Origin of the sequence: Streptomyces longispororuber, assembly GCF_024448165.1 — a bacterium.
Lineage (GTDB): Bacteria > Actinomycetota > Actinomycetes > Streptomycetales > Streptomycetaceae > Streptomyces > Streptomyces longispororuber_A.
Genome location: NZ_JAMOLN010000082.1, coordinates 18,709 through 39,605 on the forward strand (window position 1 = coordinate 18,709; position 20,897 = coordinate 39,605).

Annotated in this window: 18 protein-coding genes; 1 reads left to right on the forward strand and 17 read right to left on the reverse strand. The window is 69.9% G+C overall.

The genetic code is table 11. The features are described from left to right. Nucleotides 1–92: 92 nt before the first annotated feature. The 15 genes from M4J07_RS22790 to M4J07_RS22860 all read right to left on the reverse strand — a co-directional run bounded on the left by M4J07_RS22790 (nucleotide 93) and on the right by M4J07_RS22860 (nucleotide 17,215). Entirely contained in the window at nucleotides 93–992 is a 900-nt protein-coding gene (locus M4J07_RS22790; protein ID WP_255974839.1) for a dioxygenase family protein, read from the reverse strand. Nucleotides 993–1,196: 204 nt separating this feature from the next. Continuing rightward, on the reverse strand, nucleotides 1,197–2,846 hold the full coding sequence (gene nuoN, locus M4J07_RS22795) for an NADH-quinone oxidoreductase subunit NuoN (RefSeq protein WP_255974840.1): 1,650 nt from the start codon (nucleotides 2,844–2,846) through the stop codon (nucleotides 1,197–1,199). After that, nucleotides 2,843–4,441 (reverse strand): NADH-quinone oxidoreductase subunit M, encoded by a 1,599-nt coding sequence (locus M4J07_RS22800; protein WP_255974841.1) that lies wholly within the window; start codon nucleotides 4,439–4,441, stop codon nucleotides 2,843–2,845. The genes nuoN and M4J07_RS22800 overlap by 4 nt, the downstream gene beginning before the upstream one ends. 5 nt (nucleotides 4,442–4,446) lie before the next feature. Continuing rightward, on the reverse strand, nucleotides 4,447–6,342 hold the full coding sequence (nuoL, locus tag M4J07_RS22805) for an NADH-quinone oxidoreductase subunit L (protein WP_255974842.1): 1,896 nt from the start codon (nucleotides 6,340–6,342) through the stop codon (nucleotides 4,447–4,449). Nucleotides 6,343–6,355: 13 nt separating this feature from the next. Continuing rightward, nucleotides 6,356–6,655 (reverse strand): NADH-quinone oxidoreductase subunit NuoK, encoded by a 300-nt coding sequence (nuoK, locus tag M4J07_RS22810; protein ID WP_255974843.1) that lies wholly within the window; start codon nucleotides 6,653–6,655, stop codon nucleotides 6,356–6,358. Further along, nucleotides 6,652–7,476: an NADH-quinone oxidoreductase subunit J gene (locus M4J07_RS22815; RefSeq protein ID WP_255974844.1), complete on the reverse strand. Its 825-nt coding sequence runs from the start codon at nucleotides 7,474–7,476 to the stop codon at nucleotides 6,652–6,654. The genes nuoK and M4J07_RS22815 overlap by 4 nt, the downstream gene beginning before the upstream one ends. Next, the gene (gene nuoI, locus M4J07_RS22820; RefSeq protein WP_255974845.1) at nucleotides 7,473–8,090 is read right to left on the reverse strand and encodes an NADH-quinone oxidoreductase subunit NuoI; all 618 of its coding nucleotides are present in this window, start codon (nucleotides 8,088–8,090) and stop codon (nucleotides 7,473–7,475) included. The genes M4J07_RS22815 and nuoI overlap by 4 nt, the downstream gene beginning before the upstream one ends. Continuing rightward, entirely contained in the window at nucleotides 8,083–9,471 is a 1,389-nt protein-coding gene (gene nuoH, locus M4J07_RS22825; protein ID WP_255974846.1) for an NADH-quinone oxidoreductase subunit NuoH, read from the reverse strand. Before nuoH ends, nuoI begins: the two co-directional genes overlap by 8 nt. Then, nucleotides 9,468–11,969, reverse strand: a complete 2,502-nt coding sequence (locus tag M4J07_RS22830; protein WP_255974847.1) for an NADH-quinone oxidoreductase subunit G — start codon at nucleotides 11,967–11,969, stop codon at nucleotides 9,468–9,470. The genes nuoH and M4J07_RS22830 overlap by 4 nt, the downstream gene beginning before the upstream one ends. Beyond that, nucleotides 11,966–13,333, reverse strand: a complete 1,368-nt coding sequence (gene nuoF, locus M4J07_RS22835; RefSeq protein ID WP_255974848.1) for an NADH-quinone oxidoreductase subunit NuoF — start codon at nucleotides 13,331–13,333, stop codon at nucleotides 11,966–11,968. Before nuoF ends, M4J07_RS22830 begins: the two co-directional genes overlap by 4 nt. Next, on the reverse strand, nucleotides 13,333–14,202 hold the full coding sequence (nuoE, locus tag M4J07_RS22840; protein ID WP_255974849.1) for an NADH-quinone oxidoreductase subunit NuoE: 870 nt from the start codon (nucleotides 14,200–14,202) through the stop codon (nucleotides 13,333–13,335). The genes nuoF and nuoE overlap by 1 nt, the downstream gene beginning before the upstream one ends. Further along, nucleotides 14,199–15,521, reverse strand: a complete 1,323-nt coding sequence (locus M4J07_RS22845; RefSeq protein ID WP_255974850.1) for an NADH-quinone oxidoreductase subunit D — start codon at nucleotides 15,519–15,521, stop codon at nucleotides 14,199–14,201. Before M4J07_RS22845 ends, nuoE begins: the two co-directional genes overlap by 4 nt. Beyond that, nucleotides 15,518–16,270: an NADH-quinone oxidoreductase subunit C gene (locus M4J07_RS22850; protein WP_255974851.1), complete on the reverse strand. Its 753-nt coding sequence runs from the start codon at nucleotides 16,268–16,270 to the stop codon at nucleotides 15,518–15,520. The genes M4J07_RS22845 and M4J07_RS22850 overlap by 4 nt, the downstream gene beginning before the upstream one ends. After that, the gene (locus M4J07_RS22855) at nucleotides 16,267–16,821 is read right to left on the reverse strand and encodes a NuoB/complex I 20 kDa subunit family protein (protein WP_005313804.1); all 555 of its coding nucleotides are present in this window, start codon (nucleotides 16,819–16,821) and stop codon (nucleotides 16,267–16,269) included. Before M4J07_RS22855 ends, M4J07_RS22850 begins: the two co-directional genes overlap by 4 nt. Before the next feature lie 34 nt (nucleotides 16,822–16,855). Continuing rightward, on the reverse strand, nucleotides 16,856–17,215 hold the full coding sequence (locus tag M4J07_RS22860) for an NADH-quinone oxidoreductase subunit A (protein ID WP_030494815.1): 360 nt from the start codon (nucleotides 17,213–17,215) through the stop codon (nucleotides 16,856–16,858). A gap of 682 nt (nucleotides 17,216–17,897) precedes the next feature. Here M4J07_RS22860 and M4J07_RS22865 point away from each other — a divergent pair. Then, a complete protein-coding gene (locus tag M4J07_RS22865; RefSeq protein ID WP_255974852.1) occupies nucleotides 17,898–18,716 on the forward strand; it encodes a C40 family peptidase in 819 nt (272 codons plus the stop codon). A 93-nt stretch (nucleotides 18,717–18,809) separates the two neighbouring features. Here M4J07_RS22865 and M4J07_RS22870 read toward each other — a convergent pair whose 3' ends face one another. After that, the gene (locus tag M4J07_RS22870; protein WP_255974853.1) at nucleotides 18,810–19,916 is read right to left on the reverse strand and encodes a tetratricopeptide repeat protein; all 1,107 of its coding nucleotides are present in this window, start codon (nucleotides 19,914–19,916) and stop codon (nucleotides 18,810–18,812) included. Next, nucleotides 19,913–20,897, reverse strand: a 985-nt coding sequence (locus M4J07_RS22875; protein ID WP_255974854.1) for an ATP-binding protein, incomplete at its 5' end; no start/stop codon positions are given. The genes M4J07_RS22875 and M4J07_RS22870, both read right to left, overlap by 4 nt.

Sequence of the window (20,897 nt, forward strand, 5' to 3'; positions counted from 1 at the left end):
ATCCACAGGCCCGTGGACGGTGAGCCTCCGCGCCGGGCCGGTGAGGCGCCGGGCACGCGGCCCGGCACCCCACCCGTCCCGTACGGACCGCGTCAGCCCACCCGCCACAGCGCGGGCGTCGCCGGCGGCTCCCAGCCCGGCTGGGCGGTGTGGGCCTGGAGGCAGGTGTAGCCCGCGCCCCCGTACGTGACCTTGTCGCCCGCCTGGTAGGCCGTGCCGACCGCCCAGGTGCCGCCGGGCGGCTCACCCGGTCCTGGCCCCTGCGCCACGTCCAGGACGAAGTCGAAGGCGGCCTCCTTGCCCGCGCCGGCGTCCCGCACGGTCATCAGCAGGCGCGGGTCGAAGATCGAGTCGGTGTTGTTGCGCGGCTCCCCGGGGAAGTACAGCTGCGTCGTCAGGACGGGCCGCCCCGGCGCCTGCACCTTGACGTGGATGTGCCGGGTGCGGCCCGGATACAGGCCCGGCACGATCGTGGCGAGCCGGAAGGCGCCCTGGGCGTCGGTGTACTGGTGGCCGCGGAAGGTGAAGCCGACGTTGTCGTACGCGCCGTTCACGTCCGCCTGCCAGAAGTCGAGGAGGGCGCCCGTGACCGGCTTGCAGGCACGACCGAAGACGTAGCCGCTCAGCGCCAGGCGGGTGCCGGGGGTACTCGCGTCGACCAGGGAGGTGCGCTGCGGCGAGTTCGGCTTGAAGTAGGGGCCCTCGATCTGTTCGGGCGTCGGGTCGTCGCCGTCGTCGCAGGTCGGGGTGAGGTCCGGTGCCGGCCCGCCGTCCCTGGCGGTGCGGGCGAGGGCGGGGGTGCTCGCGCCCGCCAGCGCGACGGGGAGGGCGGCGCCGACCGCGAGCGCGGCCCTGAGGACCGTCTTGCGGGAGGGCCCTGACCGGCCGCCGGAGACCGGGGCGTCGGCCGCTTCACCGGGGTGCGTGCCGTCGCCGGGGTGCGTGCCGTCGCCGGGTGCGCCGCCCGGAAACCCGCCTAATGTTCCGTCCATGTCAACTCCAGGGGAGGGGGATGGATGCTGATGCTCCGCACGTGCCGTCACGATGGCACGCCCCGTTCCCGCCGGGCACATACCAACCTGCCCCCTGCCCCCGTGGCATGGCCCTCCCGTCGCACGGCCGCTCCCCCGGCACGCATCAGGGCCCGGCGCCCCCTCGGGGACACCGGGCCCTGACCGTGACCGCGCCGTCGGCGGCTACCTCACGAACACCCCGGCCTGACCCGCCAGGTCCAGGAAGTACTGCGGGGCGAGTCCGAGCACGATCGTGACCGCGACCCCCACGCCGATCGTCGTCATGGTCAGCGGCGACGGCACGGCGACGGTCGGACCGTCCGCCTTCGGCTCGCTGAAGAACATGAGGACGATCACCCGGATGTAGAAGAACGCGGCGATCGCCGACGACACCACACCGACCACGACCAGCGCGCCCGCGCCGCCCTCCGCCGCCGCCTTGAACACGGCGAACTTGCCCGCGAAGCCGGAGGTCAGCGGGATGCCGGCGAAGGCGAGCAGGAACACCGCGAAGACCGCCGCGACCAGCGGCGAACGCCGGCCGAGCCCCGCCCACTTCGACAGGTGCGTCGCCTCGCCGCCCGCGTCGCGCACCAGCGTCACGACGGCGAACGCGCCGATCGTGACGAAGGAGTACGCCGCCAGGTAGAAGAGGACGGACGAGACGCCGTCGGGCGACGTGGCGATGACACCGGCCAGGATGAAGCCGGCGTGCGCGATCGACGAGTACGCGAGCAGCCGCTTGATGTCGGTCTGGGTGATCGCGACGATCGCACCGGCCAGCATCGTGACGATGGCGACGGCCCACATGACCGGCCGCCAGTCCCAGCGCAGCCCCGGCAGGACCACGTACAGGAGCCGGAGCAGCGCGCCGAAGGCCGCGACCTTGGTGGCCGCCGCCATGAAGCCGGTGACCGGCGTCGGGGCGCCCTGGTAGACGTCCGGCGTCCACATGTGGAAGGGGACGGCGCCGACCTTGAACAGCAGGCCCATGACGACCAGCGCCATGCCGATGAGCAGCAGCGCGTCGTTGCCCATCGTGTCGGCGAGGGCCGGGTCGACGGTCGTCACCGAGCCGTCGACGACGCTCGCCACCGTGGCGTACGAGACCGAGCCCGCGTAGCCGTACAGCAGCGCGATGCCGAACAGGGTGAAGGCCGACGCGAAGGCGCCGAGCAGGAAGTACTTGACCGCGGCCTCCTGCGACATGAGCCGCTTGCGGCGGGCCACGGCGCACAGCAGGTACAGCGGGAGCGAGAAGACTTCCAGGGCGATGAACAGCGTCAGCAGGTCGTTCGCCGCGGGGAAGACCAGCATGCCGCCGATCGCGAAGAGCGCGAGCGGGAACACCTCGGTGGTGGTGAACCCGGCCTTGATCGCGGCCTTCTCGCTGTCGCTGCCCGGCACGGAGGCGGCCTGCGCGGCGAACGAGTCGACGCGGTTGCCGTGCACCTCCGGGTCGAGCCGCCGCTCCGCGAAGGTGAAGATCGACACCAACCCGGCCAGCAGGATGGTCCCTTGGAGGAAGAGCGCCGGTCCGTCGACGGCGATCGCGCCCATGGCCGCGATGTGCGCCTTGGTGGTGCCGTACCCGCCGGCCGCGAGCCCGACGACCGCCGCGAAGGCGGCCGCGAGCGCGACGATCGCCAGGAACGCCTGGACGTAGTAGCGCGACTTACGCGGGACGAAGGCCTCGACCAGGATCCCCAGGACGGCGGCACCGATGACGATCAAGGTCGGCGACAATTGCGCGTACTCGATCTTCGGGGCGTCGATCTTGGAGATCGGCTCGGCGGCAGTTGTCCACAGGCTGTGGACGGTTGGCGTACTCACTTGTGGGCCGCCTCCACTTCCGGCTTCGGGTCCTTCTTCTGGACGTCGGACATGGTGTGCTTGACCGCCGGGTTCACCAGCTCGGTGAGCGGCTTCGGGTAGACGCCCAGGAAGATCAGCACGCCGATCAGCGGGACGACGACCGCGAGCTCACGCACCCGCAGGTCCGCGATGCCCTCCGTCGACGGCTTCACCGGGCCGGTCATCGTGCGCTGGTACAGCACCAGCGTGTAGAGCGCGGCGAGCACGATGCCGAACGTGGCGATGATGCCGACGACCGGGTAGCGCGTGAACGTGCCGACCAGGACCAGGAATTCACTCACGAACGGCGCGAGACCCGGCAGCGACAAGGTGGCCAGACCGCCGATCAGGAACGTGCCGGCGAGCACCGGGGCGACCTTCTGCACACCTCCGTAGTCCGCGATGAGCCGCGAGCCGCGCCGCGAGATCAGGAACCCGGCGACCAGCATCAACGCGGCCGTGGAGATGCCGTGGTTGACCATGTAGAGCGTCGCGCCGGACTGGCCCTGGCTGGTCATCGCGAAGATGCCCATGATGATGAAGCCGAAGTGCGAGATCGACGCGTACGCGACCAGCCGCTTGATGTCGCGCTGGCCGACCGCGAGCAGCGCGCCGTAGACGATGCTGATGAGCGCGAGCACCAGGATCACCGGCGTCGCCCACTTGCTGGCCTCCGGGAACAGCTGGAGACAGAAGCGGAGCATCGCGAAGGTGCCGACCTTGTCGACAACTGCCGTGATCAGCACGGCGACCGGGGCCGTCGCCTCCCCCATCGCGTTCGGCAGCCAGGTGTGCAGCGGCCACAGCGGGGCCTTCACCGCGAAGGCGAAGAAGAAGCCCAGGAAGAGCAGGCGCTCGGTGTTCGTCGCCATGTCGAGCGAGCCGGACGCACGGGCCTCGGCGATCTCCGAGAGCGAGAAGCTGCCCGCCACCACGTAGAGACCGATGACGGCCGCCAGCATGATGAGGCCGCCGACGAGGTTGTAGAGGAGGAACTTGACCGCCGCGTACGAGCGCTGGGTCGCGGCCTCCTTCTCGCCGTGCGGGCCCGCCCGGTCGCCGAAGCCGCCGATGAGGAAGTACATCGGGATGAGCATGGCTTCGAAGAAGATGTAGAAGAGGAAGACGTCGGTGGCCTCGAAGGAGATGATCACCATCGCCTCGACCAGCAGGATCAGGGCGAAGAAGCCCTGCGTCGGCCGCCACCGCCCCGCAGCGAAGCTGCCAAGGGACTCGGCACCGGTCTCCTGCGGGTCGGCGTCGTGCCAGCCCGCGAGGATCACGAACGGGATGAGCAGCGCGGTCAGCGCGATGAGCGCCACCCCGATGCCGTCCACACCCAGCTCGTAGCGGACCCCGAAGTCCTCGATCCAGGCGTGGGACTCGGTCAGTTGGTAGCGGTCGCCGGTCGGGTCGAAGCGGACCGCGACCACTGCCGCGACCACCAGGGTCGCGAGCGAGAACAGCAGCGCGAGCCACTTGGCCGCGGTGCGCTGCTTCGCCGGTACGGCGGCCGTGGCGATGGCTCCCACGGCCGGGAGCACCGCCGTCGCTGTCAGCAGAGGAAAGGACATGGGTATCAGACCGCCCTCATCAGCAGGGTCGCGGCGACGATGACCGCCGCACCGCCGAACATCGAGACGGCGTACGAGCGCACGTAGCCGTTCTGGAGCTTGCGCAGCCGGCCGGAGAGGCCGCCGACCGACGCCGCCGTCCCGTTGACCACCCCGTCGACCAGGGTGTGGTCGACGTACACGAGCGAGCGCGTGAGGTGCTCGCCGCCGCGCACCAGGACGACGTGGTTGAAGTCGTCCTGGAGCAGGTCGCGGCGGGCCGCCCGGGTGAGCAGCGAACCGCGCGGGGCGACGACCGGGATCTCGCGGCGCCCGTACTGGAGCCAGGCGATGCCCACACCGATCACCAGGCAGACCATGGTGGCGCCGGTGACCACGCCCGCGCTGATCGGCGCGTGCCCGTGGTCGTGGCCGGTGACGGGCTCCAGCCAGTTCAGGAAGCGGTCCCCGATGGAGAAGAAGCCACCGGCGAAGACCGAGCCGACCGCGAGCACGATCATCGGGATCGTCATGGACGAGGGCGACTCGTGCGGGTGCGGCTCGTGGCCCTCGGCGTCGGGCTGCCAGCGCTTCTCACCGAAGAAGGTCATGATCATCACGCGCGTCATGTAGAACGCGGTGATCGCGGCGCCGAGGAGGGCGACGGAGCCGAGGATCCAGCCTTCCGTCCCGCCCTTGGCGAACGCCGCCTCGATGATCTTGTCCTTGGAGAAGAAGCCGGACAGGCCCGGGAAGCCGATGATGGCCAGGTACCCGAGGCCGAACGTCACGAAGGTGACCGGCATGTACTTGCGCAGCGCGCCGTACTTCCTCATGTCCACCTCGTCGTTCATGCCGTGCATGACCGAACCGGCGCCGAGGAAGAGCCCCGCCTTGAAGAAGCCGTGCGTCACCAGGTGCATGATCGCGAAGACGTAGCCGATCGGGCCGAGGCCCGCGGCCAGCACCATGTAGCCGATCTGCGACATCGTCGAGCCCGCCAGGGCCTTCTTGATGTCGTCCTTCGCGCAACCGACGATCGCACCGAACAGGAGCGTGACCGCTCCGACGATGGTGACCACCAGCTGTGCGTCCGGCGCCGCGTTGAAGATCGCTCCGGAGCGCACGATCAGGTACACGCCCGCGGTCACCATGGTCGCGGCGTGGATGAGGGCCGAGACCGGGGTCGGGCCCTCCATCGCGTCCCCGAGCCAGGACTGCAGCGGGACCTGCGCCGACTTGCCGCACGCGGCGAGCAGCAGCATCAGGCCGATCGCGGTGAGCTTGCCCTCCGAGGTGTCCCCGACGCTGTCGAGCACCGGGCCGAAGGCGAACGTGCCGAACGTCGTGAACATCAGCATGATCGCGATCGACAGGCCCATGTCGCCGACGCGGTTGACCAGGAACGCCTTCTTCGCGGCGGTGGCCGCGCTCGGCTTGTGCTGCCAGAAGCCGATCAGCAGGTACGAGGCGAGGCCCACGCCCTCCCAGCCGACGTACAGGAGCAGGTAGTTGTCGGCGAGTACGAGGAGCAGCATCGCCGCGAGGAACAGGTTCAGGTAGCCGAAGAAGCGGCGGCGCCGCTCGTCGTGCTCCATGTACCCGATCGAGTAGATGTGGATCAGCGTGCCCACACCGGAGATCAGCAGCACGAACGTCATCGACAGCTGGTCGAGCTGGAACGCGACGTCCGCCTGGAAGCCCTCGACGGGGATCCAGCTGAACAGGTGCTGGCTGAACGTGCGGTCCTCCGGGCTCTTGCCGAGCATGTCGGAGAAGAGCACGACCGCGATGACGAAGGAGCCGGCCGCGAGCAGGGTCCCGAGCAGATGACCCACCCGGTCCAACGCCCGCCCGCCGCACAGCAGTACGGCCGCTCCGAGCAGTGGCGCCGCTACCAGCAGCGCAATCAGGTTCTCCACTGGATGCGACCCCTTACAGCTTCATCAGGCTGGCGTCGTCGACCGAGGCCGAGTGGCGGGAACGGAACAGCGACACGATGATCGCGAGCCCGACCACGACCTCGGCGGCGGCGACGACCATCGTGAAGAAGGCGAAGATCTGGCCGTCGAGATTGCCGTGCATCCGGGAGAACGCGACGAACGCGAGGTTGCACGCGTTCAGCATCAGCTCGATGCACATGAACACGACGATCGCGTTCCGCCTGATGAGCACGCCGGTCGCGCCGATCGTGAACAACAGGCAGGCGAGATACAGGTAGTTGACCGGATTCACTTCGACGCCTCCTCGGCCCGCTCGTCCGAGCGCTCCAGGCGGTCGGCCGACCGCTGCTCCAGGGCCTTCAGATCACTGAGCGCCTCACCGGAGACGTCCCGGATCTGACCGCGCTCACGCAGCGTCTGCATGACCGTGAGCTCCGACGGGGTGCCGTCGGGCAGCAGGCCCGCGATGTCCACCGCGTTGTGCCGGGCGTAGACGCCCGGGGCGGGCAGCGGCGGGAGGTGCTTGCCCTCGCGCACCCGCTGCTCGGCCAGCTCGCGCTGGGTCTTGGCCCGCTCGGTGCGCTCGCGGTGCGTGAGCACCATCGCGCCGACCGTGGCCGTGATCAGCAGGGCGCCGGTGATCTCGAAGGCGAAGACGTACTTGGTGAAGATGAGGGCCGCGAGACCCTCCACGTTCCCCCCGGCGTTCGCCTTCGCCAGGCCGTTGAACTGGTGCAGCGACGCGTTCCCGATGCCTGCGATCAGCAGGACGCCGAAGCCGAGACCGCACAGGGCGGCGAGCCAGCGCTGCCCCTTGATGGTCTCCTTCAGGGAGTCCGCGGCGGTGACGCCGACGAGCATGACCACGAAGAGGAACAGCATCATGATCGCGCCCGTGTAGACGACGATCTGCACGATGCCCAGGAAGTACGCGCCGTTGGCCAGGTAGAACACCGCGAGGACGACCATGGTCCCGGCCAGACAGAGGGCGCTGTGCACCGCCTTCTTCATCAGGATCGTGCACAGCGCGCCGATGACGGCGACGGTGCCGAGGATCCAGAACTGGAAGGCCTCACCCGTGGAAGTGGAGTAAGCGGCGAGCTGCGCGCTCATGCCTCCACCTCCTGCTCTTCGGGCTTCTCGCCTTTGGAGACGGCGACTTGGCGCTCGGTGCCGGGCGCCGCCTCCGTCACCAGACCCCGGTAGTAGTCCTGCTCGTCCATGCCGGGGAAGATCGAGTGCGGCGACTCGACCATGCCCTCCTCCAGGCCGGCGAGCAGCTGCTCCTTGGTGTAGATCAGGTTGGCGCGGCTGCTGTCGGCGAGCTCGAACTCGTTCGTCATCGTCAGCGCGCGCGTGGGGCACGCCTCGATGCACAGACCGCACAGGATGCAGCGGGCGTAGTTGATCTGGTAGACGCGGCCGTACCGCTCGCCCGGGGAGTAGCGCTCCTCCTCGGTGTTGTCCGCGCCCTCCACGTAGATGGCGTCCGCCGGGCAGGCCCAGGCGCACAGCTCGCAGCCGACGCACTTCTCCAGGCCGTCCGGATGGCGGTTGAGCTGGTGCCTGCCGTGGAAGCGGGGAGCGGTGGTCTTCTGCTCCTCCGGGTACTGCTCGGTCAGCCGCTTCTTGAACATGGCCTTGAAGGTCACGCCGAAGCCGGCGACGGGGTTCTGGAACCCTGGCTTGGTGTCCTTCTCGTTCGTCGCGTTCGTCTCGTCAGCCATCGGACGCCTCCTTTCCGTCACGAGATCCGCCAAGTGATTCGTCACTCGCAGTATCGGGGCCACCACTGACAATCAACTCCCGCTCCTGGCGGGAACGCCTGCGCGGCACGGGCGGCAGGGTCTGTCCGGGCAGCGGCGGCACGGGGAACCCGCCCGCCATCGGGTCGAAGGCCGTCGGCTCCTCGGCTGCCGCGCCCTGCTCGGCTCCCCGGTCGCGGAAGAGGTCCGCGATGTATGTGAGCACCAGGACCACGAGGATGCCCCCGGCGACGTACAGCAGGATGTTGCCGAAGCCGATGTTCTCGTTCCGCAGCGTCCGCACCGTCGCGACGAGCATCAGCCACACCACGGAGACCGGGATGAGCACCTTCCAGCCGAGCTTCATCAGCTGGTCGTAGCGCACGCGCGGGAGCGTGCCGCGCAGCCAGATGAAGAAGAACAGCAGCAGCTGGACCTTGATGACGAACCAGAGCATCGGCCACCAGCCGTGGTTCGCGCCCTCCCAGAACGTGGAGACCGGCCACGGTGCGCGCCAGCCGCCCAGGAAGAGCGTCACGGACACCGCCGAGACCGTCACCATGTTCACGTACTCGGCGAGCATGAACATCGCGAACTTGATGGACGAGTACTCGGTGTTGAAGCCGCCGACGAGGTCGCCCTCGGACTCCGGCATGTCGAACGGAGCGCGGTTCGTCTCGCCGACCATCGTCACGATGTAGATCAGGAACGAGACGGGCAGCAGCACGATGTACCAGCGGTCCTGCTGCTGGGCGACGATCTCCGAGGTGGACATCGAGCCCGAGTAGAGGAACACCGAGGCGAAGGCCGCGCCCATCGCGATCTCGTACGAGATCATCTGCGCGCAGGACCGCAGACCGCCCAGGAGCGGGTACGTCGACCCGGACGACCAGCCCGCGAGGACGATGCCGTAGATGCCGACGGAGGCGACCGCGAGGATGTAGAGCATCGCGATCGGCAGGTCGGTGAGCTGCATCGCCGTGCGGTGGCCGAAGATCGAGATCTCGTTGCCCGACGGGCCGAACGGGATCACGGCGATCGCCATGAAGGCGGGGATCGCGGCGACGACCGGCGCGAGGATGTAGACGACCTTGTCCGCGCGCTTGACGACCAGGTCTTCCTTGAGCATCAGCTTGATGCCGTCGGCGAGCGACTGGAGCATGCCCCAGGGGCCGTGCCGGTTGGGGCCGATGCGCAGCTGCATCCAGGCGACGACCTTGCGCTCCCACACGATGGAGAACAGCACGGTCACCATCAGGAAGGCGAAGCAGAAGACCGCCTTGATGACGACGAGCCACCACGGGTCGGTGCCGAACATCGACAGGTCTTCGAGTGCCATCGGGTTGACTGCTGCTGGGCTCATGACTGCACCTCCGGAGCCTCGGCGGCGACGGCCGGGCCGATCTTCACGAGGTCACCGGGGACGGCACCCGTGTCCGAAGCGACGCCGCCGCCCGTGGAGTTCAGCGGCAGCCAGACGACCCGGTCGGGCATCTCCGTGACCTGGAGCGGCAGGTGCACCGATCCGGCGGTCCCGGTGACGGCCAGCACGTCGCCGTCCTTCACGCCCGCCTCGGCGGCCGTGGCGGCGGACACGCGCGCGTGGGCGGCGTGCCGGGTACCGGCCAGCGCCTCGTCGCCGTCCTGGAGGCGGCCCTGGTCGAGCAGCAGCCGGTGCCCGGCGAGCACGGCCTCCCCGCTCGCGGGCCGCGGCACCTGCGTGCCGGTTTCCAGCGGTTCGGTGGCGTGCGGCCCGTCCCAGTTGCCCAGGCGGTCCAGCTCGCCGCGCGCGGAGCGCAGGTCGGGCAGGCCCAGGTGGACGTCCATCGCGTCGGCCAGCATCTGCAGCACGCGCCCGTCGGTCGGGGCGACGCGGCGCGTCATCTGGTCGGGCTTCAGCGCGGCCTCGAACATCCGGGCCCGGCCCTCCCAGTTGAGGAACGTGCCCGCCTTCTCGGCGACCGCGGCCACCGGGAGGACGACGTCGGCGTGCTCGGTGACCTCGCTCGGCCGCTGCTCCAGGGAGACCAGGAACCCGACCTCGTGAAGCGCTTCACGCGCGCGGGCCGGCGCGGGCAGGTCGGCGATCTCGACGCCCGCCACCACCAGGGCCCGCAGCTCGCCGGTGACGGCGGCCTCGACGATCTGGCCGGTGTCCCGGCCGAAGCGGTGCGGCAGTTCGGCCACGCCCCAGGCGGCGGCGACCTCCTCCCGCGCGCGCGGGTCGGTCGCCGGACGGCCGCCCGGCAGCAGCGACGGCAGCGCGCCCGCCTCGACGGCGCCGCGCTCACCGGCCCGGCGCGGGATCCACACCAGCTGGGCGCCGGTCGCGGACGCGGCCCGAACCGCGGCGGTGAGCCCGCCCGCGACGGCCGCGAGGCGTTCCCCGACGACGATCACCGCGCCCTCCGAGCGCAGCGCCTCGGCGGCGGCCGCTCCCCCGTCCTCCAGGCCGAACCCGGAGGCGAGCGCGTCCAGCCACTCGGTCTCGGTGCCGGGCGCGGCGGCCAGCAGGGTGCCGCCGGCCTTCTCCAGACCGCGCGTCGCGTGCGTGGTGAGCGAGAAGACCCGCTGGCCGTGCGTCCGCCACGCCTTGCGGAGCTTGAGGAAGACGCCGGGCGCCTCCTCCTCCGACTCGAAGCCGACCAGGAGGACGGCCGGGGCCTTCTCCAGCGAGCGGTAGGTGACGCCGCTGCCGTCGAGGTCACGACCGCGACCCGCGACCCGCGCGGCCAGGAAGTCGGCTTCCTCGCTGCTGTGCACGCGCGCGCGGAAGTCGATGTCGTTCGTGTCGAGGGCGACACGGGTGAACTTGCTGTACGCGTAGGCGTCCTCGACGGTGAGGCGGCCACCGGTGAGGACACCGGCCCGGCCGCGCGCCTCGGCGAGCCCGCGGGCGGCGGCCTCCAGGGCCTCCGGCCAGGACGCGTCCCGCAGTTCACCGGTCTCCGCGTCCCGCACCTGGGGCGTGGTGAGCCGGTCGGGCTTCTGCGCGTAGCGGAAGCCGAAGCGGCCCTTGTCGCAGATCCACTCCTCGTTGACCTCGGGGTCGTTGGCCGCGAGGCGGCGCATGACCTTGCCGCGCCGGTGGTCGGTGCGCGTCGCGCAGCCGCCCGCGCAGTGCTCGCACACCGACGGGGACGAGACCAGGTCGAAGGGCCGGGAGCGGAACCGGTACGCCGCCGAGGTGAGCGCGCCCACCGGGCAGATCTGGATCGTGTTCCCGGAGAAGTACGACTCGAAGGGGTCGCCCTCACCCGTGCCGACCTGCTGCAGGGCACCACGCTCGATCAGCTCGATCATGGGGTCGCCCGCGATCTGGTTCGAGAACCGGGTGCACCGGGCGCACAGCACGCACCGCTCGCGGTCGAGCAGCACCTGCGTGGAGATCGGCACCGGCTTCTCGTAGGTGCGCTTCCTGCCCTCGAACCGCGAGTCGGCCTGGCCGTGCGACATGGCCTGGTTCTGCAGCGGGCACTCGCCGCCCTTGTCGCAGACCGGGCAGTCCAGCGGGTGGTTGATGAGCAGCAGCTCCATCACGCCGCGCTGCGCCTTCTCGGCGACGGGCGAGGAGAGCTGGCTCTTGACCACCATGCCGTCGGTGCAGGTGATGGTGCAGGACGCCATCGGCTTGCGCTGGCCCTCCACCTCCACGATGCACTGGCGGCAGGCGCCGGCCGGGTCCAGGAGCGGATGGTCGCAGAACCGGGGGATCTCGATGCCGAGCAGTTCGGCGGCCCGGATCACCAGCGTCCCCTTGGGGACGCTGATCTCGATGCCGTCGATGGTCAGGGAGACCAGGTCCTCCGGCGGGACCGCCGCCTCGCCGCCCCCGGAGGGAGCGTTGGTGGTCACAGTCACGCGTTCACCTCCGTGCGGTGCTGGTCGGTCCGGTCGGCCCAGAGAGTCGAGCGGGCCGGATCGAAGGGGCAGCCCTTGCCCGTGATGTGCTGCTCGTACTCCTCGCGGAAGTACTTCAGCGAGGAGAAGATCGGCGAGGCGGCGCCGTCGCCGAGGGCGCAGAACGACTTGCCGTTGATGTTGTCGGCGATGTCGTTCAGCTTGTCGAGGTCGTCCATCGAGCCCTTGCCGGCCTCGATGTCGCGCAGCAACTGCACGAGCCAGTACGTCCCTTCGCGGCACGGCGTGCACTTGCCGCAGGACTCGTGGGCGTAGAACTCGGTCCACCGCGTGACCGCGCGCACCACGCACGTCGTCTCGTCGAAGCACTGCAGCGCCTTGGTGCCGAGCATCGATCCGGCGGCGCCGACGCCCTCGTAGTCGAGGGGCACGTCGAGGTGTTCCTCGGTGAACATGGGGGTCGAACTGCCTCCGGGCGTCCAGAACTTGAGCTGGTGCCCGGGGCGGATGCCGCCGCTCATGTCGAGCAGCTGGCGCAGGGTGATGCCGAGCGGGGCCTCGTACTGGCCGGGGTTGGCGACGTGGCCGCTGAGCGAGTAGAGGGTGAAGCCGGGGGACTTCTCGCTCCCCATCGACTTGAACCAGTCCTTGCCCCGATTGATGATCGCGGGAACCGACGCGATGGACTCGACGTTGTTCACGACAGTGGGGCACGCGTAGAGGCCCGCGACCGCGGGGAAGGGGGGACGGAGTCGCGGCTGGCCACGGCGGCCCTCGAGCGAGTCCAGGAGTGCGGTCTCCTCACCACAGATGTACGCGCCTGCGCCGGCGTGCACGGTGAGTTCCAGGTTGAGGCCGGACCCGTGGACGTTCTGCCCGAGGTACCCCGCGGCGTAGGCCTCGCGCACGGCCTCGTGCAACCGCCGCAGTACGGGGACCACTTCACCGCGCAAGTAGATGAACGCGTGCTCCGAACGGATCGCGTAACAGGCGATCACGATGCCCTCGATGAGGCTGTGCGGATTGGCGAACAGGAGCGGGATGTCCTTGCAGGTCCCCGGCTCCGACTCGTCGGCGTTGACAACAAGATAGTGAGGCTTGCCGTCTCCCTGCGGGATGAACTGCCACTTCATCCCCGTCGGGAAGCCGGCGCCACCACGCCCGCGGAGCCCCGAGTCCTTCACGTAGGCGATCAGGTCGTCCGGCGACATCGCGAGGGCCTTGCGCAGCCCCTCGTAGCCCTCGTGCCGGCGGTACACGTCCAGGGACCAGGACTTGTCCTCGTCCCAGAAGGCCGACAGGACCGGTGCGAGCAGCTTCTCCGGGCTGGTGTCGTTGTTGTCGATCTCGGCTGCCAAGGTCATCACTCCCCCTCCTCGGCGGTCGGGCCCGCTGGGTGGGCCGGGTCGGAGGCCGATGTGTCCTGCGGCGCGTCGTGCGAGCTGAGGTGCTCGGTGGGCGACGGGTCGTGCGGCGCCTCGCCCTCGGTGGCCGCCGCGCGCGGGTGGACCACGCGCGCGGGGCTGGTCTCCCCCTTGGCCAGGCGCAGCCCGATCAGGGAGGCCGGACCCGCGCTGCCGCTCGCCTCGACGGCGCCCTCGCGCTCGTCGGGGAAGCCGGCCAGGATGCGGGCGGTCTCCTTGAACGTGCACAGGGGGGCGCCGCGGGTGGGCGACACCTCCGTGCCCGCGCGCAGGTCGTCGACCAGCTGCTTGGCGGAGGCGGGCGTCTGGTTGTCGAAGAACTCCCAGTTGACCATCACCACGGGAGCGAAATCACAAGCGGCGTTGCACTCGATGTGCTCCAGCGTGATCTTGCCGTCCTCGGTGGTGCCGTTGTTGCCGACGCCGAGGTGCTCCTGGAGCGACTCGAAGATGGCGTCGCCGCCCATGACCGCGCACAACGTGTTGGTGCAGACGCCCACTTGGTAGTCGCCGCTCGGCTTGCGCCGGTACATCGAGTAGAAGGTCGCGACGGCGGTGACCTCGGCGGTGGTCAGGTCGAGCACATCCGCGCAGAACTGCATTCCGGTGCGCGTGACGTGCCCCTCCTCCGCCTGCACGAGGTGCAGCAGCGGCAGCAGGGCCGACCGGGAGCCGGGGTAGCGGGCGATGACCTCCTTCGCGTCCGCCTCCAGGCGGGCTCGGACGTCGTCCGGGTAGGCAGGGGCGGGCAGCACGGGCATGCCGAGGCTGACACCCTGCCCCGTGGACCCTGAAGAACTGGTGGTCACCGGTCGACGCCTCCCATCACGGGGTCGATGGACGCGACGGCGACGATGACGTCGGCGACCTGGCCGCCCTCGCACATCGCCGCCATGGCCTGCAGGTTGGTGAAGGACGGGTCGCGGAAGTGGACCCGGAAGGGGCGGGTGCCGCCGTCGGACACGACGTGCACACCGAGCTCGCCCTTGGGCGACTCCACGGCGGTGTACGCCTGTCCCGGCGGGACGCGGAAGCCCTCGGTCACCAGCTTGAAGTGGTGGATGAGGGCCTCCATGGAGGTGCCCATGATGTTCTTGATGTGGTCGAGCGAGTTGCCGAGACCGTCCGGGCCGAGGGCCAGTTGGGCGGGCCAGGCGATCTTCTTGTCGCCGACCATGACCGGGCCGGGCGCGAGCCGGTCCAGGCACTGCTCGATGATGCGCAGCGACTGGCGCATCTCCTCCAGGCGGATCAGGAAGCGCCCGTAGGAGTCACAGGTGTCGGCGGTCGGGACGTCGAAGTCGTACGTCTCGTAGCCGCAGTACGGCTGCGCCTTGCGCAGGTCGTGCGGCAGGCCGGCGGAGCGCAGGATCGGTCCCGTGGCGCCGAGCGCCATGGTGCCCGCGAGGTCGAGGTACCCGACGTCCTGCATGCGGGCCTTGAAGATGGGGTTCCCGGTGGCGAGCTTGTCGTACTCGGGAAGGTTCTTCTTCATCTTCTTCACGAACTCGCGGAGCTGGTCCACCGCGCCGGGCGGCAGGTCCTGGGCGAGCCCGCCGGGCCGGACGTACGCGTGGTTCATCCGCAGGCCGGTGATCAACTCGTAGATGTCGAGAATGAGTTCACGATCACGAAAGCCGTAGATCATGATCGTCGTGGCGCCGAGTTCCATGCCGCCGGTGGCGATGCAGACCAGGTGCGAGGACATCCGGTTCAGCTCCATGAGCAGGACCCGGATGATGCTCGCGCGGTCGGGGACCTCGTCCTCGATGCCGAGGAGCTTCTCGACGGCGAGGCAGTACGCCGTCTCGTTGAAGAACGGCGTCAGGTAGTCCATGCGCGTCACGAACGTGGTGCCCTGCGTCCACGTGCGGTACTCGAGGTTCTTCTCGATGCCCGTGTGCAGGTAGCCGATGCCGCAGCGGGCCTCGGTGACCGTCTCGCCGTCGATCTCCAGGATCAGGCGCAGCACGCCGTGCGTGGACGGGTGCTGGGGTCCCATGTTGACGATGATGCGCTCGTCGTCGGACTTGGCCGCGGACTCGACGATCTCGTCCCAGTCACCTCCGGTGACCGTGTAGACGGTGCCTTCGGTGGTGGCACGGGGGGTTGCGTGGGGTGTGGTCACGAGTACGACCTCCGCTGGTCCGGAGCCGGGATCTGGGCGCCCTTGTACTCGACGGGGATGCCGCCGAGGGGGTAGTCCTTGCGCTGCGGGAAGCCCTGCCAGTCGTCCGGCATCATGATCCGCGTCAGCGCGGGGTGGCCGTCGAAGACGATGCCGAAGAAGTCGTACGTCTCGCGCTCGTGCCAGTCGTTCGTGGGATACACGGGGACCAGGGACGGGACGTGCGGGTCCGTGTCGGGCATGGACACCTCGAGGCGGATCAGCCGGTTGTGGGTGATCGACCGCAGGTGGTAGACGGCGTGCAGCTCCCGGCCCTTGTCGCCGGGGTAGTGGACGCCGCTCACCCCCGTGCACAGCTCGAAGCGCAGGGCCGGGTCGTCGCGCAGCGTGTGGGCGACGCGGACCAGGTGCTCGCGCTCGATGTGGAAGGTGAGCTCGCCGCGGTCGACGACCGTCTTGTCGATGGCGTTCTCGGGGACGAGGCCCTGTTCCTCCAGGGCGCCCTCCAGTTCGTCGGCCACCTCGTCGAACCAGCCGCCGTAGGGGCGGGTGGCCTCACCGGGAAGCCGGACGGAGCGGACGAGTCCGCCATAACCTGACGTGTCTCCGCCGTTGTCGGCGCCGAACATGCCGCGCTGGACGCGGATCTCCTCGCCGGCGTCGCCGCGCTGCCCCGGCAGGTTGGAGGCGCCGAGATCCTTCTCGGGGTTGGCCCCGTCGGGCCCCTTGGCGCCGTTCGCGTCACTCATCGCAGCAGCCCCTTCATCTCGATCGTCGGGAGTGCCTTGAGCGCCGCTTCCTCCGCCTCACGGGCCGCCTCCTCGGCGTTCACGCCGAGCTTGGAGCCCTGGATCTTCTGGTGGAGCTTGAGGATCGCGTCCATCAGCATCTCGGGGCGCGGCGGGCAGCCGGGCAGATAGATGTCGACCGGGACGATGTGGTCGACGCCCTGCACGATCGCGTAGTTGTTGAACATCCCGCCGGACGAGGCGCAGACCCCCATGGAGATGACCCACTTGGGGTTGGGCATCTGGTCATAGACCTGGCGCAGGACGGGCGCCATCTTCTGGCTGACCCGCCCGGCCACGATCATCAGGTCCGCCTGGCGGGGCGATCCGCGGAACACCTCCATGCCGAACCGCGCCAGGTCGTAGCGTCCCGCGCCCGTCGTCATCATCTCGATGGCGCAGCACGCGAGCCCGAACGTGGCGGGAAAGACGGACGACTTGCGCACCCAGCCCGCGGCCTGCTCGACGGTGGTCAGCAGGAATCCGCTCGGCAGCTTTTCTTCGAGTCCCATTGCTCTGTGGCTCCTGGTCTCCCCTGTACGGGGCTCAGTCCCATTCCAGGCCGCCGCGCCGCCACACATACGCGTACGCGACAAAGACGGTGAGCACGAAGAGCAGCATCTCCACGAGCCCGAAAAGCCCCAGGGCGTCGAAGGTGACGGCCCAGGGGTAGAGGAAGACGATCTCGATGTCGAAGACGATGAAGAGCATCGCCGTCAGGTAGTACTTGATGGGGAAGCGGCCGCCACCGGCCGGCGTGGGGGTCGGCTCGATCCCGCACTCATAGGCTTCAAGCTTGGCCCGGTTGTACCGCTTTGGACCGATAAGCGTGGCCATGACCACGGAGAAGATCGCAAAGCCTGCCCCGAGGGCTCCCAGTACGAGGATGGGCGCATAGGCGTTCACCGCTCCTCGCTCCTCTCAGTCGGCGCTGACTGCTGGCGGTTGCACGGACTCGCACCCCCGCCCCTCCTGCAAACGGTCGAAGATCGCTTACATGTGAAGCAGGTCACAAGCCCAACTGCCCCGCATCCTATGCCCGGCACTCTGTGATCTGCGACACGGGGTGCGCCAACTACTTTGTGATCTCCACCACCTGACGAAGGATCATGAAGTCGGATGAGCGGTGATCTTCACACTCGAAGCACCTGAGTGATCACCAGAGGTGACAACTTGCCCGGTTACCGCAGGTCGCAGCCGTGCCGCACTATCAAGCGGTGCACTCTGCAAGCAAATTGGCGCTGGACAGGACTGGCTGATAGTGGCCGTCGTTCACACATCAGAGGGAGGGGTGTGGACGGAAGTGGACGCGGGGGCCGACCCCTAGGGGTTCCATGTGACCTGCGCCACACGCAAATCGGGCACTGGAAACCGGGCTTGGCCAACCGTGTCAACGAGTGGTAGGCGTCGGGCAATTCGGGCGTATTGCGGAAACCCCTAGATCACAGCGTCGATCAAGGGTGTCCGTATTGCCCTTTACGGCGTCAATAAGGGCCGCCACGCCCGGGATTCAGGTCTCATCTTCACAACTGTGGCGCACCACACGTTTCTTGATGGGAACCGTGAAGCCCTGATAGCGGTTGTACTCATGTCCCACACCGCTCACATACCCAGCCACCGGAAGCCCCGTCGCAGCGCCTCGAAGATGGCCCTGCGCGCCGGAGTTACCGGTGGCGTCCTCAGCACCCTGGCAGTGGCTGGTGCGTCCGGTGCGGCGAACGCTGCCGAGCCGGTGACGCAGACCATCGAGCTGCCCACGCTCACCGCCGACCTGTCCACGCAGGTCGCCCAGTCCGCGGACGCCACGCAGCAGGCCGCGGCCAACTACCAGCTCCAGGCCGAGCGCGACGAGGCGTTCGCCAAGGCTGCCGACCAGGCGAAGAAGGACCAGCTCGCCGCCGAGAAGAAGGCGGAGGCCAAGAAGAAGGCCGAGGCCGCCGCGAAGGCGAAGGCCGAGCGCGAGGCCGCCGAGCAGGCCGCCTCCCGCTCCAGCGAGCGCACCACGCTCGCCTCGGCCTCCTCCGCGTCCGAGTCCGTCGCGGCGCCCGCCAGCGGCTCCGTCGGTGCCGTCATCAGCTTCCTGAAGGCTCAGGTCGGCGACGCGTACGTGATGGGCGGCACGGGCCCCAACTCGTGGGACTGCTCCGGTCTGACCCAGGCCGCGTTCAAGCAGGCCGGCGTCGACCTGCCGCGCACCTCGCAGCAGCAGTCGACCTTCGGCACCCCGGTCTCCCTCTCCAACATCCAGGTGGGCGACCTCCTGTACTGGGGCGGCGCGGGCTCGGCGTACCACGTCGGCGTCTACATCGGCAACGGCCAGTACCTCGACGCCGCCAACCCGTCCAAGGGCGTCGTCATCCAGGACCTGTCCGGCTACCCGGCGAGCGGCGCGGTCCGCGTCCTCTGAGGTTCCCGTGAACGGCCGAAGGGCCGCCGCTCCCGTCACCGGGTGCGGCGGCCCTTCCGCGTTGCGGGCGGGGGCGAGAGCCGTGCGGCGGGCTCAACGCCGCCGCTGCCGCGCCTGCTTGAACATCTGCCGCGTATAGGGACGATCCACGTACATCGTGAGCAAAGTGGTCACGAGGACGATCCAGAACACGGTCGCCGGGATCCCGGTCGACGTCCACGGCACCAGGAGCAGCAGCACCGCGACCGCGGTCACCCCCACCGCCTGGCCGAGCGCGAGGCGGGCCCAGCCGTCGCGGCCGAGCAGGGACCGCACGGTCAGCCGGACGCCCCTGCGCCGCTTGCGGTAGCGCAGCAGCGCGCCGAGCACCCACACCACGGCGAGCAGCAGGACGTCCCACAGGCGCTGTCCGAGCGGCAGCGGCAGCTCGCGCTCCCCCGTGATCAGATCGAGCCCCAGGGCCGCGCCCAGGAGGCAGAGCAGGGCGAGCCAGCGGGTGCCGCGCAGCAAGCGGTAGGAAGCGCTGTCCAGTTCGTCCCGCATCGTGTGGCTCTGCGGGGCCGTGGCGAGGGCGTCCGCGACCCGGTCGGCGGTGTCCGCGGCCCGCGCGCCCGGGACGGCGGCGGCCTTGCGGGTCTGCTCCCCCAGGGCGAAGGCGTGGCTGGGGTCGAGCCGGAGGATCGCCTTCTCCAGCCGGTCCTTGGCGGCCTCGTCGCCGACCGCCGCCGCGACCTTCCAGGCGCTCATGTACATCGCCGGGTCCTCGGGCGACAGCCGGACGGCCTCTCGCGCGCAGTCGGCCGCCTCCTGCCGCAGCTCCTGCGCCCCCTCCTCGCCGCGCAGCGCCCGGAACGACTGCACCTCGCCGAGCATCGCGTGCGCGTACCCGGAGTGCGGGGCGAGCCGGATCGCCGAGCGCAGCGCGTCCGCGGCGTCGGGCATCCGGCCGAGGCCGCGCAGCGCGGTGGAGCGGTAGAGCAGGGCGAGCGCGTACTCCGGCTGGTGGCGCAGCGCCTCGTCGGTGGCGGCGAGGGCGTCGGCGGACCGGTTCGCGGCGTTGTGGCAGCGGGCCAGGGCCGCCCAGGCGCGGGCGTCGTCGGGCGCCTCGGCAAGCCGGGCGGACAGCAGGGCCGCCGCCTCGTCGGGCCGGCCGAGGTCCAGCAGGGCGTCGGCGCGCTCGGTGGTCTGCTCCGGTGTCACAGCTTCCGCTTCCTCTTCAGGTGGGCGACGAGGTCGTCGTACTGACCGCCCTCGTTCGCGTACATCGCCACGTTCCTGGCGGACGCGAACCAGGGCTCGGTGGACGGGGTGATCTGCCGGGCGGCGCCGAGCAGGTCCTTCATGCCGATCAGGCGGACGGTGCCGGTGCGCGCCGAGTCGAGCAGCGCGGTCTCCGCCGCGGACTCGCACAGATGGGCCAGGTCGGCGCCGGAGAAGCCGTCGGTCAGCTTCACCAGTCTGCCCAACTCGACGTTCTCGATGGGGCGTTCCCGCAGGTGGTAGCGGAGGATCGCGTCGCGGGCCGGGGCGTCCGGCGGCAGCACGAGCAGGGTGCGGTCGAAGCGTCCTGGGCGGCGCAGGGCGAGGTCGACGTCCCAGGGGACGTTGGTCGCGGCGAGCACGAAGACGCCCTCGTTGGCCGCGGCGTCGACGCCGTCGAGCTCGGTGAGCAGCTGGTTGACGGTGTTGCGCATGCCGCTGGACTGCGTGCGGGAGCGCTTGCCGCCCAGGGCGTCGAGCTCGTCGAGGAAGACGACGCAGGGCGCCTTGCGCCGGGCCGTCTCGAAGACCTCGTGCATGTTGCGCTCGGAGTTGCCCATCCACATGTCGAGGACGTCGTCGACGGACACCGACAGGAAGCTCGCGCCGAGTTCACCGGCGACGGCCCGCGCCACGAACGTCTTGCCGCAGCCGGGCGGCCCGTACAGGAGGAGTCCGCCGCGCAGGCTCTTGCCGTACAGCCTGCGCAGTTCGGGGTTGCGCAGCGGGGCGAGGAACGCGGCCTCCAGGCGGTCCTTGACCTCCCGCATGCCGCCCACGTCGGCGAGGCGCACGGCGCCGGGCGCGGCGGTGTCCTCGACGTCCCAGGCGGCGCCGTCGGCGGGGTCACCGCCACCGTCCTCGGTCAGCGGCTCCTCGGCGAAGCGCGGCGGGATGACGTCACCGACCTGCTCCTCGACG

Bases quoted from the DNA above. Each gene is read 5' to 3' on its own strand.
- M4J07_RS22790 (WP_255974839.1), bottom strand. From the start codon at position 992: ATGGACGGAACATTAGGCGGGTTTCCGGGCGGCGCACCCGGCGACGGC.
- M4J07_RS22800 (WP_255974841.1), bottom strand. From the start codon at position 4,441: ATGTCCTTTCCTCTGCTGACAGCGACGGCGGTGCTCCCGGCCGTGGGA.
- M4J07_RS22815 (WP_255974844.1), bottom strand. From the start codon at position 7,476: ATGAGCGCGCAGCTCGCCGCTTACTCCACTTCCACGGGTGAGGCCTTC.
- nuoI (WP_255974845.1), bottom strand. From the start codon at position 8,090: ATGGCTGACGAGACGAACGCGACGAACGAGAAGGACACCAAGCCAGGG.
- nuoH (WP_255974846.1), bottom strand. From the start codon at position 9,471: ATGAGCCCAGCAGCAGTCAACCCGATGGCACTCGAAGACCTGTCGATG.
- nuoF (WP_255974848.1), bottom strand. From the start codon at position 13,333: ATGACCTTGGCAGCCGAGATCGACAACAACGACACCAGCCCGGAGAAG.
- M4J07_RS22850 (WP_255974851.1), bottom strand. From the start codon at position 16,270: ATGAGTGACGCGAACGGCGCCAAGGGGCCCGACGGGGCCAACCCCGAG.
- M4J07_RS22855 (WP_005313804.1), bottom strand. From the start codon at position 16,821: ATGGGACTCGAAGAAAAGCTGCCGAGCGGATTCCTGCTGACCACCGTC.
- M4J07_RS22865 (WP_255974852.1), top strand. From the start codon at position 17,898: ATGTCCCACACCGCTCACATACCCAGCCACCGGAAGCCCCGTCGCAGC.